The organism is Qipengyuania soli, from assembly GCF_015529805.1.
Taxonomy (GTDB): Bacteria; Pseudomonadota; Alphaproteobacteria; order Sphingomonadales; family Sphingomonadaceae; genus Qipengyuania; species Qipengyuania soli.
The window spans coordinates 1119354-1135892 of the sequence record NZ_CP064654.1 but is presented as its reverse complement, the minus strand read 5'-3'; the positions used below and the strand labels follow the sequence as shown (position 1 = coordinate 1135892).

At 61.3% G+C, this 16539-nt stretch carries 18 protein-coding genes and 1 tRNA gene; 2 read left to right on the top strand and 17 right to left on the bottom strand.

Annotation, left to right across the window (positions count from 1 at the left end; translation table 11 throughout):
- Positions 1 to 145: 145 nt before the first annotated feature.
- The 8 genes from IRL76_RS05725 to IRL76_RS05690 are packed head-to-tail and all read right to left on the bottom strand — an operon-like array spanning position 146 to position 7976.
- The gene (locus IRL76_RS05725; protein WP_200983824.1) at positions 146 to 913 is read right to left on the bottom strand and encodes an MBL fold metallo-hydrolase; all 768 of its coding nucleotides are present in this window, start codon (positions 911 to 913) and stop codon (positions 146 to 148) included.
- On the bottom strand, positions 910 to 1686 hold the full coding sequence (locus IRL76_RS05720; protein WP_200983823.1) for a TatD family hydrolase: 777 nt from the start codon (positions 1684 to 1686) through the stop codon (positions 910 to 912). The genes IRL76_RS05725 and IRL76_RS05720 overlap by 4 nt, the downstream gene beginning before the upstream one ends.
- Positions 1686 to 3254 (bottom strand): methionine--tRNA ligase, encoded by a 1569-nt coding sequence (gene metG / locus IRL76_RS05715; protein WP_200983822.1) that lies wholly within the window; start codon positions 3252 to 3254, stop codon positions 1686 to 1688. Before metG ends, IRL76_RS05720 begins: the two co-directional genes overlap by 1 nt.
- Positions 3247 to 4197 carry an AAA family ATPase gene (locus tag IRL76_RS05710; RefSeq protein ID WP_200983821.1) on the bottom strand — a complete coding sequence of 317 codons (951 nt, stop codon included), beginning with the start codon at positions 4195 to 4197 and terminating at the stop codon, positions 3247 to 3249. Before IRL76_RS05710 ends, metG begins: the two co-directional genes overlap by 8 nt.
- A complete protein-coding gene (gene tmk / locus IRL76_RS05705) occupies positions 4194 to 4832 on the bottom strand; it encodes a dTMP kinase (protein ID WP_200983820.1) in 639 nt (212 codons plus the stop codon). Before tmk ends, IRL76_RS05710 begins: the two co-directional genes overlap by 4 nt.
- On the bottom strand, positions 4829 to 6013 hold the full coding sequence (locus tag IRL76_RS05700; protein ID WP_200983819.1) for a D-alanyl-D-alanine carboxypeptidase family protein: 1185 nt from the start codon (positions 6011 to 6013) through the stop codon (positions 4829 to 4831). Before IRL76_RS05700 ends, tmk begins: the two co-directional genes overlap by 4 nt.
- Positions 6014 to 6022: 9 nt before the next feature.
- Positions 6023 to 6970: an SPOR domain-containing protein gene (locus tag IRL76_RS05695; protein ID WP_216629305.1), complete on the bottom strand. Its 948-nt coding sequence runs from the start codon at positions 6968 to 6970 to the stop codon at positions 6023 to 6025.
- On the bottom strand, positions 6954 to 7976 hold the full coding sequence (locus IRL76_RS05690) for a lytic murein transglycosylase (RefSeq protein WP_200983817.1): 1023 nt from the start codon (positions 7974 to 7976) through the stop codon (positions 6954 to 6956). The genes IRL76_RS05695 and IRL76_RS05690 overlap by 17 nt, the downstream gene beginning before the upstream one ends.
- Before the next feature lie 120 nt (positions 7977 to 8096).
- On the opposite strand from IRL76_RS05690, the gene IRL76_RS05685 reads away from it, so the two are divergent.
- Positions 8097 to 8186 (top strand) — tRNA-Ser (locus IRL76_RS05685).
- Between the two features lie 8 nt (positions 8187 to 8194).
- Here the strand turns inward: IRL76_RS05685 and IRL76_RS05680 are convergent.
- The 8 genes from IRL76_RS05680 to IRL76_RS05645 form a co-directional block, all read right to left on the bottom strand.
- Complete coding sequence (locus IRL76_RS05680) at positions 8195 to 8368, bottom strand: hypothetical protein (RefSeq protein WP_200983816.1); 174 nt, start codon at positions 8366 to 8368, stop codon at positions 8195 to 8197.
- 85 nt (positions 8369 to 8453) lie between these two features.
- Positions 8454 to 9185, bottom strand: coding sequence for a sulfotransferase-like domain-containing protein (locus tag IRL76_RS05675; protein WP_246450016.1), 732 nt, complete (start codon positions 9183 to 9185; stop codon positions 8454 to 8456).
- Positions 9182 to 10108 (bottom strand): aminotransferase class IV, encoded by a 927-nt coding sequence (locus IRL76_RS05670; RefSeq protein ID WP_200983815.1) that lies wholly within the window; start codon positions 10106 to 10108, stop codon positions 9182 to 9184. Before IRL76_RS05670 ends, IRL76_RS05675 begins: the two co-directional genes overlap by 4 nt.
- A gap of 4 nt (positions 10109 to 10112) precedes the next feature.
- Positions 10113 to 11972 (bottom strand): monovalent cation:proton antiporter-2 (CPA2) family protein, encoded by a 1860-nt coding sequence (locus IRL76_RS05665; RefSeq protein ID WP_200983814.1) that lies wholly within the window; start codon positions 11970 to 11972, stop codon positions 10113 to 10115.
- 28 nt (positions 11973 to 12000) lie between these two features.
- A complete protein-coding gene (gene lpdA / locus IRL76_RS05660) occupies positions 12001 to 13413 on the bottom strand; it encodes a dihydrolipoyl dehydrogenase (protein WP_200983813.1) in 1413 nt (470 codons plus the stop codon).
- A 167-nt stretch (positions 13414 to 13580) separates the two neighbouring features.
- A complete protein-coding gene (locus IRL76_RS05655) occupies positions 13581 to 13922 on the bottom strand; it encodes an acyl-CoA thioesterase (protein ID WP_200984195.1) in 342 nt (113 codons plus the stop codon).
- 29 nt (positions 13923 to 13951) lie between these two features.
- Positions 13952 to 14245, bottom strand: coding sequence for a hypothetical protein (locus tag IRL76_RS05650; protein ID WP_200983812.1), 294 nt, complete (start codon positions 14243 to 14245; stop codon positions 13952 to 13954).
- On the bottom strand, positions 14242 to 15522 hold the full coding sequence (locus tag IRL76_RS05645; protein WP_200983811.1) for a pyruvate dehydrogenase complex dihydrolipoamide acetyltransferase: 1281 nt from the start codon (positions 15520 to 15522) through the stop codon (positions 14242 to 14244). The genes IRL76_RS05650 and IRL76_RS05645 overlap by 4 nt, the downstream gene beginning before the upstream one ends.
- A gap of 130 nt (positions 15523 to 15652) precedes the next feature.
- On the opposite strand from IRL76_RS05645, the gene IRL76_RS05640 reads away from it, so the two are divergent.
- On the top strand, positions 15653 to 16105 hold the full coding sequence (locus IRL76_RS05640) for a universal stress protein (protein WP_200983810.1): 453 nt from the start codon (positions 15653 to 15655) through the stop codon (positions 16103 to 16105).
- On the opposite strand, the gene IRL76_RS05635 is transcribed toward IRL76_RS05640, so the two are convergent.
- The gene (locus IRL76_RS05635; protein ID WP_200983809.1) at positions 16102 to 16482 is read right to left on the bottom strand and encodes a hypothetical protein; all 381 of its coding nucleotides are present in this window, start codon (positions 16480 to 16482) and stop codon (positions 16102 to 16104) included. The two genes, IRL76_RS05640 and IRL76_RS05635, sit on opposite strands and share 4 nt — an antisense overlap.
- Positions 16483 to 16539: the final 57 nt, after the last annotated feature.

Sequence of the window (16539 nt, the reverse complement as noted above, 5' to 3'; positions counted from 1 at the left end):
AAAAGGATCACCGCGGCGAATATTCCGGCCCACGCTCCTGCCATAAAGAAGCCCTTGCGCCAGGTTACGTTGTGGGACCGAAATCCGGAAGAAACCAGGATCAGGACGCCAACCAGAGAAACAAGCGATACGATCTGATGTTCGCTCACGCCTCGATCTCCAGTCCATCGTACCCGACGGTCACGCCCTTAGGCACCTCGTCGCACAGGCTGCGATAATCCATGCTCTTGTCCATATGGGTCAGGACGGTTTGCCGGGCCTTGCATTTGCGCCCGAGTTCAATGGCCATGTCGAAATGCGCATGCGTCGGATGCGGCTTTCGCCGCAGGCAGTCGACCACGAGAATATCTGTTCCTTCGAAGCATCGGACCATTTGAGGTGTAATCTCGCTGAAATCCGTCGCGTAAACGATTGATTTCCCATCAGCCTCGAAGCGAAAGCCCGTGTTGGACACGGGACCATGCGGCATTTCGACATGGTCGAAAGAAAATCCGGCAACCATGTGCATTTGGCCGAGCAACTTGAGGTCTATTATCGTGGGATAGCCGAACTGCCCTTCGAATATGTAGTCGAACCTGCGGCGCAAGCGCGCACTGGTTACCTCGCTCGCAAATCCGGGAATGGGATTGCTGCGATCATAGCGCATGACCCTGAGATCATCGATGCCGTGACAATGGTCCGCATGATCATGGGTCCAAAAGACGGCATCAATCTTATCGACTGAGTTCGCGAGCAACTGCGCGCGCAAGTCGGTCGAAGTATCGACGAGTATTCGTTGGCCTGCATCGTTCTCGACGATGATCGAAACACGCGTACGCCGGTTTCGAGGTTCTGTCGGGTCGCATTCACCCCAGTCGTTGCCGACCCGAGGCACCCCGGTCGACGTGCCGGAGCCGAGCATCAGTAACTTCACGCTGCTGCCTTGCTGAATAGCGAAAAGAAATTGCGTGTCGTGTATCCGGCCAGTTCGTCGAGTGTCTCACCACGTAGATCTGCAATGAAGGCGGCAGTGTCCCGGACGTAGCCTGGCTCGCAGCTCTTGCCGCGGTGCGGCACAGGGGCGAGGAAGGGACTGTCGGTTTCGACAAGCAAGCGATCGCGCGGAATAGTCTTTGCCACTTCCTGGAGTTCACGGGCATTCTTGAAGGTCACGATGCCTGAAATCGATATGGAAAGCCCCAGCTCGAGAACGCGTTTGCCGAATTCGGCTGACGCCGTGAAGCAGTGAATGAGCGCCGGGAATGCGCCCTTCCCCATCTCTTCTCTCAAGATGGCGATCGTGTCGTCCTCTGCGTCGCGGGTATGGATGATCACCGGAAGCTGCGTCTCGCGCGCGACGTCGATGTGCAGACGGAACAGGCGTTGTTGCGCGGCGCGGTCGGAATGGTCGTAATAGTAGTCGAGACCGGTCTCACCGATGCCGATAACCTTGGGATCGCACGTTGCCTCGAACAGTTCATCGCGCTCGAGATCGAGATGCTGGTCGGCATGATGCGGATGGATGCCGACACTGGCATAGACGTCATTTGTGGCCCGCGCGGTCCCTACCACCCTGCCCCACTCCGCACGCTTGGTGGAGATATTGAGGAAGGCCCCTACCCCCGCCTCGCGTGCCCGATCGAGCACACCGGCCTGATCGTCGACCAGGCCATCGTATTCGAGATGGCAGTGGCTATCGACGAGCATCAGGCGGTTTCGTCCTCTGCCAGTTCGACCCTGGGGAACAGCGGGGTCGGTGCCGCGATCTGGAAGTCGCTCTCGGCCAGAGGCGAATACCAGTGGCTGCCTATTCCCTCGTAGGTGCGCAGTTCATCGCCCACGCCCATGAGGTCGAGCAGTTTGGCGCTGCTCGCCGGGATGACAGGAGCGATCGCGACGGCAAGCTGCGCAATGCAGATGTAGAGTGTCGCCAGGACCGTCTCCATGCGCTCCGGGTCTGACTTCCGCAGGGTCCATGGAGCTTGTGCGTCGATGTAGGCGTTGCAGGCAAAGACGGCCTGCAGCCAAGCCTCAACCGCCTGATGGAGCGCAAGAGAATCGAATGCCGCAGGGATATCCGTGCGGACGGCCTTGTCGACGATATCGAACAGTTCCGCATCGGCACGGTCGTGACCACGGATCGCGGGAAGATGTCCCTCGAGGTTCTTGGCGATGAACCCGAGTGTGCGCTGCGCCAGGTTGCCGAAGGCGTTCCCCAATTCGCCGTTCGCTCGCTGGACAATGGCCTCGGCCGAGTAACTGCCGTCCTGGCCGAATGCGATCTCGCGAATGAAGAAGTACCGCAGCTGGTCCACACCGAACCGTTCGGCGAGTTCCATCGGATCGACGACGTTGCCCGCGCTCTTGCTCATCTTCTCCCCGCCGCGCGCGAGGAGGAAGCCATGGCTGAACACCTGCTTCGGCAACGCGAGACCGGCGCTCATCAGGAAGGCAGGCCAATAGACCGTGTGAAAGCGTGTGATGTCCTTGCCGATCATGTGAACGTCGGCAGGCCAGTAACGCTGGAACATCTCGCCTTCGGAGTCCGGGAAACCGACGCCAGTCATGTACGTGGTCAGCGCGTCAACCCACACATACATCACGTGACCATCGCTGTCGGGAACGGGTACGCCCCAATCGAAGCTCGTGCGCGAGACGCTGAGGTCCTTCAGCCCGCCCTCGACGAAGCGCAGCACTTCGTTCCGGCGACTCTCCGGCCGGATGAAGTCGGGATTGTCGCGGTAAAGCGCTAGGAGTCTGTCCTGATAGGCTGAAAGCCTGAAGAACCACGTCTCTTCAGCCGTCCACTCGACGGGAGTACCTTGCGGGGAGAGTTTCCCCCCTCCCTCGCCTTCGTTAAGTTCGCTCTCGTCGTAAAATGCCTCGTCGCGGACCGAATACCAACCTTCGTAACGGTCGAGGTACAGGTCGCCATTGGCTTCCATGCGCTTCCACAGCTCGATGCTGGCCGCCTTGTGGCGATCCTCCGTGGTACGCACGAATTCGTCATAAGACAAGTTAAGCCTGTTCGCCATGTCACGGAAATGTCCTGACATTTCGTCGGCCAGATCGATCGTGGCACGGCCTTGGTTGCGGGCCGTCTGGTCCATCTTGAGCCCATGCTCATCGGTGCCGGTGACAAAGCGCACGTCCCGACCACGCTGGCGCTGGTGCCGGGCCACGACGTCGGTTGCAATCCCTTCATAGGCATGACCGATGTGCGGCCGTCCGTTGGGGTAATTGATCGCGGTGGTAATGTAGAAAGGTTCAGCCATCGGCCCGCTCGCTAGCCTTAGCGGCGTTCGCGAGCAAGGTGCCGATTTCCATCGCGAGCAATCCGGCATCGAAGTTGTAGGTCGGGTGTTCGCCCGCGAGCCGCACCAGTTCCGCATGAGCATCGATTACGGGGCGCGGGTCAACGGCGCTCCCATCGACCATTTCGGCAAGGGTAGAACGTGCGAGATCCAGTACACCCTGGATCCTCTCGCGGTCCGGCCGAGCACCGATAGCAGCGGCAAGTCCTCCGCGAAGGGAGAAGTCGGGATCTCCATGCTCCACAATACGGCGCATGAGACTCGCAACCTTGCCGAGCTCCATCTCGACGAACGCCAACGCTGCGCCTGGGGATCCGGCTGCAGCGGCGATTGCTGCCTGTACGGTGGACTGATCGGAATGTGGCGCAAGCTGCGAAAGGAGGGATGCGATCTCCGCGTCGGGCACCGTAGGGAAGCGTAGTACCCGACAACGCGACCGGATAGTAGGCAGAAGGCGTGCAGGACTATGTGCCACGAGCAGAAAGAAAGTCCCTTGCGGGGGCTCTTCCAGGCTCTTGAGAAGCGCGTTCGCGGCATTGCGCTCGAGATCGTCCGACGGATCGATGATGATGGCGCGTCTGCTTCCTGCCGTGGGGCGGGTAGTGAGGCGCTGCTGCATCTGGCGTACCTGCGCTATGCGGATGCTGCGCGAAAGTTCGAAGGGCTTGCCTTCCTCGCGCTTGCGCTCCTCCTTTTCATCCTTCGGCCCTTGGGTCAGGACATGGATGTCAGGATGATGTTCGATGTTGGGATCCGCGCCGACAAGTTCGCGTGCAGCGGCTTGCGCGAAGCTCGCCTTGCCGACACCACGCTTCCCAGCGAGGAGCCACGCGTGGTGCATGCGCGAGCCGGCCATCGCCTCGCGCCACTCGTGCCAGGCATCCTGATGGCCGAGAAGGGTCATTGCCCGCTCTCGAAATATCCGTCGATTGCCGACATGACGCGTTCGTGGACCTGTTCGATCGATCCTGTTCCGTCGATCACGCGAAACCGCTCGGGCTCTTGCCTGGCGAAGTCGAGAAAAGCCGCGTTGACGGACGCGTGATATTCAGCGGTTCGTCCGCCGATAGCGTCCGTCTCGTCGCCATCGCGTGCAGCGAGACGGGCCGAAACGCTTGCCGCAGGAGCATCGAAGACAAGAGTCAGATCTGGCTTGATGCCGTGGCTGCCGACCTCGTGTAGGGCGAGGACGCGATCATCGCCCAATGCGCCGGCAATTCCCTGATAGGCACGGCTCGAATCGAGAAAACGATCGCACACGACCCATTGGCCGACCTCGATGGCGGGAAGGATGCGTCGTGCGACGTGGTCGGAGCGCGCCGCTGCAAAAAGCAAGGCTTCGGCCTCCCTCGTCCAGCCATCGCCGGGGGGATGGAGCAGGAGTTCCCGGATTGCTTCGGCTCCCGGTGTTCCGCCCGGTTCGCGGGTCAGGACGACGGTGATGCCTCTAGCTGCCAATGCTTCCGCCAGCAGTTGGGCCTGGGTCGACTTACCCATCCCTTCGCCACCCTCGAAGGCGATGAAGCGACCGCGGGTCACGTGATCCAGCTCCGCATTCCGTTAAACACGCGTTGTAGGAGATTGGCTTCGACCACTGCTTCCCGCGCTTTGAGCGGCACGCGATATTGCGGCATGCCATCAATCGTCACTACCATTTCCGCCACCTCCTCACCTTTGGCGATCGGTGCCTGTAACGGCCCTTCATAGCGCAGAGTGTAGGAGATAGCTGGATTGGTGCCCTTGAGAACGTCGACATAAAACGGCCCGTCGGTAACCAGATTGACCAGCGGCGCTCCACCATCCTGAACCTTGGCACTGGCGATAATCTGTCCGCGCGCAAAAACGCGACGAGGTTCGAAGGCGGAAAAGCCCCACTCGATGAACTCTCGCGACGCCTTATTCCGCGCCCGCCCCGTAGGGCTTCCCGCCACGACCATGATCAGCCGCTGGCCATTTCGCACGGCCGACCCGAGGAATCCGTACCCCGCCTGGTTCGTGAACCCTGTCTTGATGCCATCCGCGCCTGGGACCACACCTGAAATCGGGTCATGGTTGCGTTGTTCGATGTTGTTGTACTTGAACCCCGTCGCGCCCACGAAATGGCGGTATTTCGAGGGATGGCGCGCAATCATTGCCTTGCCTAATGTCGCAAGATCCTGCGCGGTAACCCAGGTGTTGCCTTCGTCCATCCAGCCATTCGGAGTGCCGTAGTGGCTGTCGTGCATCCCAATTTCGCGCGCCTTTGCGTTCATTGCAGCGACCCAGTCCTCGACCGTTCCGGCCGCCCCTTCGGCCAGTACCACCGCCCCGTCGTTGGCCGACACGGTCGTAACCCCGTGCAGGAGGTCGTCCACGGACACAGGGACATTCGCGGAGAGAAACATCGTCGATCCGACGCGATGCCATTTGCGAAACGTTTCGGGCCGCATGACGAAGGATTGGCGCGGATTGAGCCTGCCTTCCTCCATCCATTCGAAGGCCAGGAAGGTGGTCATTACCTTGGTTATGGAAGCAGGCATGAAGCGCCTGTCGGCATCCCGAGCATACAGAACCTGCCCGCTGCGTGCATCGACGAGGTAGGCGATGGGAGCGTCGACAGGAGAAGGTATCGCAGCTTCACGCGGAGAACGAGCGCCAAGAGGAGATGCTACGGATAGTGCCGCCAATGTGACGATGGAAAATAATGTAGTACGCAAACCTGCTCCGGCGCCGGTCGCCATGCCGGCTTGTCAGTCGAGTGTTCTGATCTCGGCGTCGCTATAACCTTGTGCTTGCAGCTTGGCGAGCGCGTCCGCGGCCTGTCCACGAGTTGCGTAGTGGCCCGCTCTAACTATCGTCAGTCGTCCGGCTTCCACAAGGAATCCACCAACCTTCTTAGCTAGTCGTTCCGCATTACTGCGTACGGAAAAAGCTCCTAGCTGGACGGTGAACTTGCCCGTCTCCCCTCCAAGTTCGTCAGCCGAGGGCGATGATGCGGCATCTTGCGCATCTACCTCTGCCACTACTTCGACAGAGGCAGCCCCTGCTGGTGGTGTCGGATCAATGGATTGGATTGCATCGGCGGCAGGTACGCTCCCGCTCACCTGCGTCTGGCGCGGATCTGCGAGTGAAACCGAGCCCGCCTTTGGCAATTTCTTGCGCAGGACGACGAGGAGGCCTTCTGGCGTGTCCATCCGCGGGCTGGCCTCCTGCCCTGCCCTTAGCTTGGCGCGCATTTCTTCGGGCGGATTGACCCGGCGCATGCGAACAGGGGCACCATCAGCGATGCCCAGTTGTGCCATCGCAGTCGGGGACAGGGCGACCAAGCGTTCGTTGGTCATCGGACCCCGCCTCTCGACCCGAACAAGGATGGTACGCCCGCTGTCGAGCGCGGTGACTTCCACATAGCTCGGCAAAGGCAAAATCCGGTCCGCCGCCGTGACACCGATCGTGCTTTCGCCATCAATCGCGGCATAACCGACGTGGTCATAGTTCATCACGTCGGCAGGGACGTACTTTACGCCCTCGATCTCGAATGGCTCACCGATGATCATCGGATAGTCTGCTGATGGCCCGTTTACGACGGTTGGGGCTGCATCCACACCGGCTCGCTCTCGAGCATGGGTGGAGCAAGCTCCGAGGGTCATGGCCACGCCGAAGACTGTGGCTGCCGCTGCAATCCTATCGAGCAATCTCATCCGCAAGAAGCCCCACGCTCATCGCATAATAGTTCGAGCAGTTATATTCGAGGATGACCCGATAATTCGAGGTTAAGAGCCATGCGGGAGTGCCGGCCCCGTCGGGCTGAAAGATCGTAGCCTGAACATTGTCGCTAAGAGGCCGTTGGGGTTGCACACCCAGGGCACGCCATTCTGCGACGGTCTTGTATACGCTATGTCGTTCGTGAACCCGCTCACACACGGGTGCGGTGATTTTCGTGCGATAAGCCGATGGATCGAAGCCTGATGGCACATAGGCTCGTACTCCCCACGGCTCACCCCGCCGCCAGCCGGCATCGCGGAAGTAGTTTGCGATCGAGGCCAATGCATCGGAACCGTTGTTCATGATATCTGCACGGCCATCGCCGTCGCCGTCAGCGGCCAGGCGGAGATAGACCGATGGCAAGAACTGCGGATTGCCGAACGCACCAGCCCAACTTCCCTTCAAGTCGCTACGAGAGTAACCCTTGTCCGCGACCTTCATCAGATCGACCCACTCGGTCGCGAAGAGGTCGCGGCGGCGCCCTTCCCACGCGAGGGTGGCGAGGGCCTGGGACAGGTCGAACCCGCCCTTTACCGCGCCATAGGCGGTCTCATGACCCCATATGGCGGTGATTATCTCGCCCGGAACGCCATAGGCCTGCTCGATCGCGCGGATTCTGCCTTGGTAATTGGCATAGGCCCGTCGACCTCCACTGATCCGCGCATCATCGACATGCGTCGCGATGTAGGGGGCGAGCGCTGGAAATCCGCTACGCGTCGGAGTTCCAGGTTGCGATCGGTCGAGTTCGATTACCCGATAGTTTGGTTCCAGCCCTGCAGTCATTCGCTGGATCGTTGCTTCGGAAACGCCCTCGGCCCTGGCTCTTGCAATCAAGAGCTGTAGGTACGCATCGAAAGACAAACCGCTTTGTGCAACTGCTGGTCCTGTCGATAGCGAAAGGGTGGCAATTCCAATGAAGGCGGTCAGTCGGCTCAATCTCATGATTCCAGATTGTCGCAGACGCGAGATGAATGGCAAGTGTCACGGGCCTTTGAGAAAATTTTTCACGATGAAGCGGGGCGTGACAAACTCATCGGGCCTCGCTAGCTGCCTTCGGGCTGCGGACAGGTGGCAGAGTGGTTGAATGCAGCGGTCTTGAAAACCGCCGTGGGTGCAAGCCCACCGTGGGTTCGAATCCCACCCTGTCCGCCACGCCTTCCCTATTCCGGCGACATGACCAATGACGAGTTCCGGCGGTTTGGAATAGGGTAATCTTCGGGCTCGACCGAGGATTGATTGCGCAGTGCGATATGATCTTCGACCAGACCGCCATCTGCGGTCCCTAGGTCCTGGCGTTCAGCGCCCTGCGGCTCATCGAGAATTTCATATTCCATGTGCGACTCTCCTCGCACTGGGAAACGGCAGTCTGGGAATTTGGTTGCCGGCTCGGAGACGGGAGGTTTCGAGCCTGCGACGAGCCTACCGGGCGACGATCCGGAACCTGGCCAATGCTTCGTAATCGTTCATGCAGCTGTTTGCGACAGCAGCATATTCTTTGCTGAGCACCGGTAGGTCACCCGGTGGCGGACCGAAGCCAGTCGACGTGTTTACCGCGTCATACCAGTGACTTTGCCAGACCCCATCGTTCGGGTGCGGTCCCTTTGTCCAAGTCAGCATTCCGGGATCCCAGGCAATGCCCAAGGCTTCACACAAGCGGGCGAGAACAGCTTCCGGATCGGACAGAATATCCGCACTGTCGATAACCGGCGGAGGCGCTCCGAGGCGATCGGATATCCGTTCGAAATATTCTCGTTGGCGCGCCGTGCCCAGATGTTCGGGACGGATGGCGGTTCTCTTGTTCGCATAGCTCGCCGCAACCCGACGAGGATCGCGAATGAGGAAGGCATGCCTATGATCGGGGAAGTCCTCGATCGAGATCGGACCTTCCATGTGGTGCGACATGTGCTTCTGATACCAGACCGAGCTGCCGTCCGGAGCACGGCCCTGCAAGGTCGCCGCGACGCTGTGCCAGTCGCAATCCATGTCGGCCATTACCTCTTCGGCCATCGGTTGCGGATCGCCGGTTTCCCGGAGATATGCACCGTAGAATGGCTCGTCGCTGACAAAGGTGTCGGCCCTGTTCGAGAAGCTTCGCATCATCGCTGTCGAAAGGTTGCGCGGTCCCGACCACATGGCGATGCGAAGGGTCACGGACGTGCCCTGCCTTTCACATCTTCGGCGAGCCGGGCAAGATACAGTTGCTGGAGGCGTTCGACCATCGGTCCACGGTCTTTGCCAAGGACGCGGCCGTCTATTTCCCCGATAGGAGCAACGCCGGCAAATGTGCCTGTGGTGAAGGCCTCGTCTGCGCCATAGACATGCGTAAGCGAGAAGTTGCGCTCACGCACCGTGATGCCTGCTGCCCGCGCGATCTCGATAACTACCCCGCGGGTTATCCCGTCGAGGCAATAGTCGCCACTAGAAGTCCAGACTTCACCCTCCTTCACGATGAAGAAGTGGGTCGAGTTGCAGGTTGCCACGAACCCATGTGGATCGAGCATCAGGCCCTCGTCGGCGCCTGCCTGCGCCGCCTGGATACAGGCGGTTATGCAGTTCAGCTTGGAATGCGAATTGAGCATGGGATCCTGCACGTCGGGATATCCGCGACGCACATGGACGGTCGCCAGCCTGAGCATTCGTGTCGCCGTCTCGGGCGCGGGTTCCTTCCATTCGGGAATGATGACGATGGTGGCGGGTGTCACCACAACACGCGGGTCCTGGTAGGGTGTGGAGCGAATGCCGCGCGTGACCATCAGCCGGATGTGAACGCCGTCTTCCGACATGCCGTTCGCATCGAGCACGGCGTAAAGCCGTCGTTCCAACTCCTCACGCGTGATGCCGATATCCATGTGGATCGCCTTGGCACCCCGCCATAGTCGATCGAGGTGCCGGTCGAGGAAAGCAAGCCGCCCATGGTGCAGCCGGATACCTTCCCAGACCCCGTCACCCAGCATGAAGCCGCTGTCGAAGACGCTGATCTTTGCCTCTGGGCGGGGGAAATGCTGGCCGTTGATATCGATAAGCACATTCTCGTTGCGCGCATCGGGTACGTAGAGGTGGGTGCCCTGCGTCATCTCGTCAGCGTCCCCTGCTGGCAATTTCGTCCATCGCGTCGCGCAGTTTGGGGTCCCATTCGGCCTTTAGCTCCCTGATCTTTGCCAAGAGCGCCTCGTTCTCGTGCGCGGGAATATCGAGGCGATAGACATCTGCGATCTCGCGCATCGAAGTACGGTCCATCGCTTCCCAAGCATCGACCATGGCGATCGCCGCCTGACGGTCGTGACCCAGCGCCTCGTATACCGACCGGCCCATGCGCAACGCGCTGTCATAGGTCTCGCGAACGATGTCGCGGCAACCCATCGCCCACAAGTGGTATACGTGGTCCCGGTCCTTGGCGCGTGCGATCACATGCAGGTCCGGAAAATTGTCGCATGCGTAACGGACAAGCTTGTCGATCTGCTCGCGCTCGTCGAGCGCCACGACCAGTATCCTGGCCCTGTCGATCCCCGCGCTTGCAAGCAGGTCGGGCCGTGTCGCATCGCCGTAATAGGTTTTGATGCCGAACTTCTTCAGATTTTCGAGATGCTGGCTGTTGTAGTCGATGACGGTCGCATGGTGCCCTGCCGCATCGAGCATGCGGTCGACTATGCCACCGACGCGACCGCGCCCGGCAATGATGATAGGGTTTTCGACCTCGATCGTGTCGGTATCCCGCACGTCCGACGCGCCGCAATAGGCGTGGGCGATGACCTTGTCGAAAAGGATGAACAGCAATGGCGTGACGAGCATGGTCAGGGCCACGATCAGCAACAGCAGATCGGCCATGTCCTGCGGCAGGATCGCATTGCCGACAGCGAAGGAAATCAGGACGAAGGCGAACTCGCCAGCCTGGGGCAGCGCCAGAGCGAACAGCCACAGCGATTCCCTCCGCAAGCCCGAGAGTCTGCCAACGAAAAGGAGCACGGCAATCTTCACCAGAATGACGACTGCCGCCCAGAAGGCGACTTCCCCGAACCGTTCGAATGCAAGAGCAAAGTCGATACCGGCCCCGACAGTGATGAAGAACAGGCCGAGCAACAGCCCCTTGAACGGGTCCACGTCGCTTTCGAGCTCGTGCCGGTATTCGCTGTTGGCCAGCACGACGCCCGCGATGAATGTGCCAAGGGCCGGTGAGAGGCCGACCAGCGTCATGAGCAGTGCTATACCGATGACGAAAACGAGGCCGGCGGCAGTGAAGAGCTCGCGTAGATTGGCCTTGGCGATGAAGCGGAAGATCGGCCGGGTCAGGTAATTCCCGATGAATGCGACTGCAGCCACTGCGCCCACTCGAACGAGCGCAGCCATCCATGCAGACATGTCCGCCGTAAGGTCGAAGCCTCCGCCGTGGGCTCCTGCTTCACCCGCGGCGGCGACTACACCGAACTGTGGAAGTGCGAGCAGTGGCAGTATTGCGAGAATGGGAATGACCGCGACGTCCTGGAAGAGAAGGACCGAGAAGGATGCTTCCCCGCCTTCGCTTTTCATCAAGCCCTTCTCGTTGAGCGACTGGACGATGATCGCGGTGGACGACAATGCGAGGATCATGCCGATGGCTAGCGCAGTCTGCCACTGGTTGCCGCTGACGAGCGCAACGGCTGCGAGCGCGAGAGTGGTGAGAACGACCTGCCCTCCCCCCGTGCCGATAAGTTTGCCACGCATCGCCCAAAGCTGTTTGGGTTCAAGCTCGAGTCCGACGATGAACAGCATCATCACGACGCCGAATTCGGCGAAGACCTGAAGAGCCTCTACGTCGACCCTGAGCGCGGCGAGCAGCGGGGCAATCGCCATTCCCGCAAGAAGGTAGCCGAGCACCGACCCCAATCCGAGGCGCGAGGCGATCGGAACAGCCACCAGGCCCGCCACGAGGATGAGGAAGGCGAGGATCAGGAAACCGGTCAACTCGCTCTCCCCCTACTTGTGGCGCAGGTCAGATATGCAGCGCCCGCCCGTAGGCCGCAAGCACGCTCTCGTGCATGCTTTCGCTGATGGTCGGATGCGGGAAGACGGTGTTCATCAGCTCCGCCTCGGTCGTCTCCAGCGTCTTGCCGACGACGAAGCCTTGGATCATCTCGGTCACTTCCGCGCCGACCATGTGCGCGCCGAGCAGTTCGCCGGTCTTTGCATCGAACACGGTCTTCACGAAGCCAGCCGCCTCGCCCAGCGCGATCGCCTTGCCGTTGCCGACGAAGGGGAACTTGCCGACCTTGAGCGTGTAGCCAGCTTCCTTGGCCTTCGCCTCGGTCAGGCCGACGCTGGCGATCTGCGGGTGGCAGTATGTGCAGCCCGGGATATTGCCGCGGTCGAGCGGGTGCGGGTGGACGTCCTTGTTGCCGAGTTCCTTGGCAATCGCCTCGGCGGTGGTGACGCCTTCGTGGCTCGCCTTGTGCGCAAGCCAGGGTCCGGGGGTGCAATCGCCGATTGCCCACAGGCCCTTCGACCTGGTGCGGCCGTAAGGATCGATCTGGATGAAGCCGCGATCCATCTCGACCAGCTTTTCGAGACCCACGTTCTCCGTGTTCGGGACGATGCCGATGGCGACGATGACGTGGCTGAACTCGGTCTCGGTAATGGTACCCTTGCCGTCCTTGATCTTGGCCTTCACGCCCTTGTCGGAGACGACCAGCGCCTCGACCCCGGCGCCGGTCATGATCTCGATACCCTGCTTGGTCAGCGAGGCTTCGAGGAAGTCGGACACGTCGACATCTTCCACCGGAACGATGCGGTCGAGCATTTCGACCACGGTCACATCGCAGCCCATGTCGTTGTAGAAGCTGGCGAACTCGATCCCGATCGCGCCCGACCCGATCACCAGAAGCTTCTTGGGCATTTTCGGCGGGGTCATCGCGTGGCGATAGGTCCACACCCGCTTGCCGTCGGCGGGAGCAAACGGCAGGTCGCGCGCGCGGGCGCCGGTGGCGACGATGAGGTGCTTGGCGGTGAGCTTCTCTTCGCCCTTTTCGCCTTTCACGGTGAGGCTGGTCGGACCGGTCAGCTGCCCCTCGCCCATATGAACCGTGATCTTGTTCTTCTTCATCAGGTGGGTGACGCCGGCGTTGAGTTGCTTCGCAACGCCGCGGCTGCGCTTCACCACTGCCTCGAGGTCCGCCTCGATTGTGCCCGCGATCTTCAGGCCATAGTCGTTCGCATGCTGGGCATAGTGGAGTATCTCTGCCGAGCGCAGCAGCGCCTTGGTCGGAATACAGCCCCAGTTGAGGCAGATGCCGCCGAGCAATTCGCGCTCGACGATGGCAGTCTTGAGACCCAGCTGCGCGCAGCGGATCGCCGCGACATAGCCGCCGGGTCCGGAGCCGAGAACGATAACGTCGTAGGAAGCAGACATGATGGATTAGCCTTCGGTTTGTCCGACAGGATGGAACACATGGAACACGGTACTGCAGCTAAAAAGCAGCGCTTCTGTGCAGGGGGAAAAGGAATAGGTATTCGAGCGGTTTGCGGGGCTGGTCATGCCGCTGATTTTACCCGCAGAGGAGGGATGTAGGACAGCGCTCACGACCCGTTCGCCGCGACGGCCCGGGGCCGGTCGTTATCGTCGAGCAGCACGAACTTGAACGTGCCTTGCGCTACCTTCGTCTCGGCCTCGCCATTGCGCTCGCGGGCGATGGCTTCAGCGGTGATGGTGAGCGAGGTGTTTCCAGTCGCAGCGACTGTGCAATAGACCGAGAGCTCGTCGCCCACCTGCATCGCGCCGGGGAAGGCGAAATCGGTTGCCGAGACGACTACCGCCTTGCCCTTCCCCTCGCGGCTCGCGAGCGAACCTGCGCCGAGCGCCATCTGGCTCATCAGCCATCCGCCGAACACCCCGCCATAGGGGTTGAGGTCGGTCGGCATGGCGGTGACGCGGATTTGGGGTTGGCGGGTCAAATCTTGAAGTCCCAACCTGACAGTCGAAGCCCGTAAAGTACGACGGCTATCGCGCCGAGCACACCGCCTGAAGCGTGCCAAAAGGGACTTGGTTTGCCGAACAGCGCAATTGCTGTCGTGACGCAGGCCAAGGCATACAGACCAATCGCGAGAGTGGCGGCAATAAGGCGATAATTCGGGACAGAGAGCGATAAGAACGTCAGGAAAGCCAGCGCGACAAAACCGGCCGCCATTGCCAGCCCAAGCAATCCCAAGGCAGCTGCCAAAAGCTTGACCAGGGTGTCGCTCAAACCACCAGCCCCATCGGGTTCTCCACCAGCTGCTGGAATGCCTGCATCAGCGCCGCGCCGTCCGCGCCGTCGATGGCGCGGTGGTCGAAGCTGCCGGTGGCGCTCATCACGGTGGCGACGCCCAGTGCGCCATCGATCACCCACGGACGCTGCTCGCCCGCGCCGACCGCGAGGATCATCGCCTGCGGCGGGTTGATCACCGCGTCGAACTGCTTGGTACCGAACATGCCGAGGTTGGAGAGCGAGGCGGTACCGCCCTGGAATTCATGTGGCTGCAACTTGCCGTCCTTGGCTTTGCCCGCCAGCTCCTTCATCTCGGTGCTGATCTGCGCGAGGCCCTTGCGGCCCGCATCCCGGATGATCGGCGTGATCAGGCCCGAAGGCGCGGCGACCGCGACCGAGATATCCTCGCGGCTGTATTGGAACAGTTCGTCGCCCTGGAAGCTGACGTTGCACTTGGGCACACGCTGGAGAGCGCGGGCGAGCGCCTTGATGAGGAGGTCGTTGACCGAGAGCTTCACGCCATCGGCCTCGAGGCTCTTGTTGAGCTCGCCGCGCAGCTTGAGCAGCGCATCCAAGCGCACGTCCACGGTGAGGTAGATGTGCGGGATGGTCTGCTTCGCTTCGGTCAGGCGACGCGCGATGACCTTGCGGACATTGTTGAGCTTCTGCGCTTCGTAAGGCGCATCGAGATCGCCGCCGAGCGTGGCGGGCTTGACCGGCGCGGCAGCCGCAGGAGCGGCAGTCTCCGCCTTCGGCGGTGTTGCGCCGGTGCTGGCCCCCTCGACATCGGCCTTGACGATTCGACCGTTCGGGCCGGTTCCCTTGACGCCTGCAAGGTCCACGCCCTTCTGCTCGGCAATGCGCTTGGCGAGAGGCGAGGCAAGGATGCGGTCGCCCGAAGCCTTGGGTGCCGCGGAAGCTGCCGGTGCAGCCGCGGGAGCGGGAGCCGGAGCCGGTGCAGCCTCGGCCTTGGGTGCGGGCTTGGCTTCCTCAGCAGCAGGTGCGGCCGCCGCAGCCGCGCTGACATCCTCGCCCTCTTCGGCAAGCATGGCGATGACCGTGCCGACCTTCACGCCTTCGGTCCCGGCCTCGACCGCGATGGAGGCGATCACGCCTTCGTCCACCGCCTCGAATTCCATCGTCGCCTTGTCGGTTTCGATTTCGGCCATGATGTCGCCGGCGCTCACGGTATCGCCGGGTTTTACCAGCCATTTTGCGAGGGTTCCCTCCTCCATGGTGGGCGAAAGGGCGGGCATCTTGATCGGCGTGGGCATGTTTGACGTTACGTCCTCGCTGGGGAGAGAGTTCGCAGGCACCTCTGGCCAAAATGAACCGTTGCTGCAAGGTGCTTGCGCAGAATACGAATTACCGAGTAACCCGCGCCAAGGGAGCCGGGGAGCACATATGCGTATCTACCTAGTCGTGATGGACGAAACCGACGAAGCGAAACAGGCGCTTCGCTTCGCCTCGCTGCGTGCGCAGAAGACCGGCGGATCGGTGCATATCCTCGCGCTGGTGCCGCAGCAGACCTTCAATGCCTTTGGCGCGGTCCAGGCCACCATCGAGCAGGAAGCGCGCGAACGGGCCGAGGTCATGGCCAACAACGCAGCCGGCAACATCTTCGCCGAAAGCGGCCGCATGCCAGTCATCGCCGTGCGTCCCGGTGCCCCTGCAGACGTCATCCGCAAGTACATCGAAGAGCACGGCGAGATCGCGGCGCTGGTGCTGGGGGCGAGCGCCGATGGCGGGCCGGGTCCGCTGGTGAACCACTTCTCCGGCCATGCGGGCGGCCTCAGCTGCCCGCTCTATCTCATCCCCGGCGGGCTGAGCCGCGAAGACCTGGATCGCCTTGCCTAGGCGGTCCGGGGTGTGTGGCCGAGATTCCTGAGGCCGCGCCACTCCATCAAGGTGAAGAATTCAACGGCTGCTGCCTGCGCGATCACGAACGCATGCCCGAGCGGCGTCAGCTGACCGAAATACGTGAACCAGACGCCTACGCTGGCAATCACCCATCCTGCATTTCCAGCGACGATCAAGGCCACCAGAGAGCGGGTCGGAGCGACTGCCTGCCAGAGGAAAAGCGCGGCGGACGGGATACAGATCCATCCGGCAATGGCGATGATGGACCGGGGCAATCCGGTGAGGTCTGCCAAGGCTTGCGGCAAGCCAAGGCAAAGCACGATGAAAGTCGCCGCGCTGGCAGCATCCAGCAACAAGGTGTTACGCAGGTTCATGTCGGTTACTCCGCTTTCAGGAGGCTAGACATTCTCCCGATCGACGCAGCCAGTCGA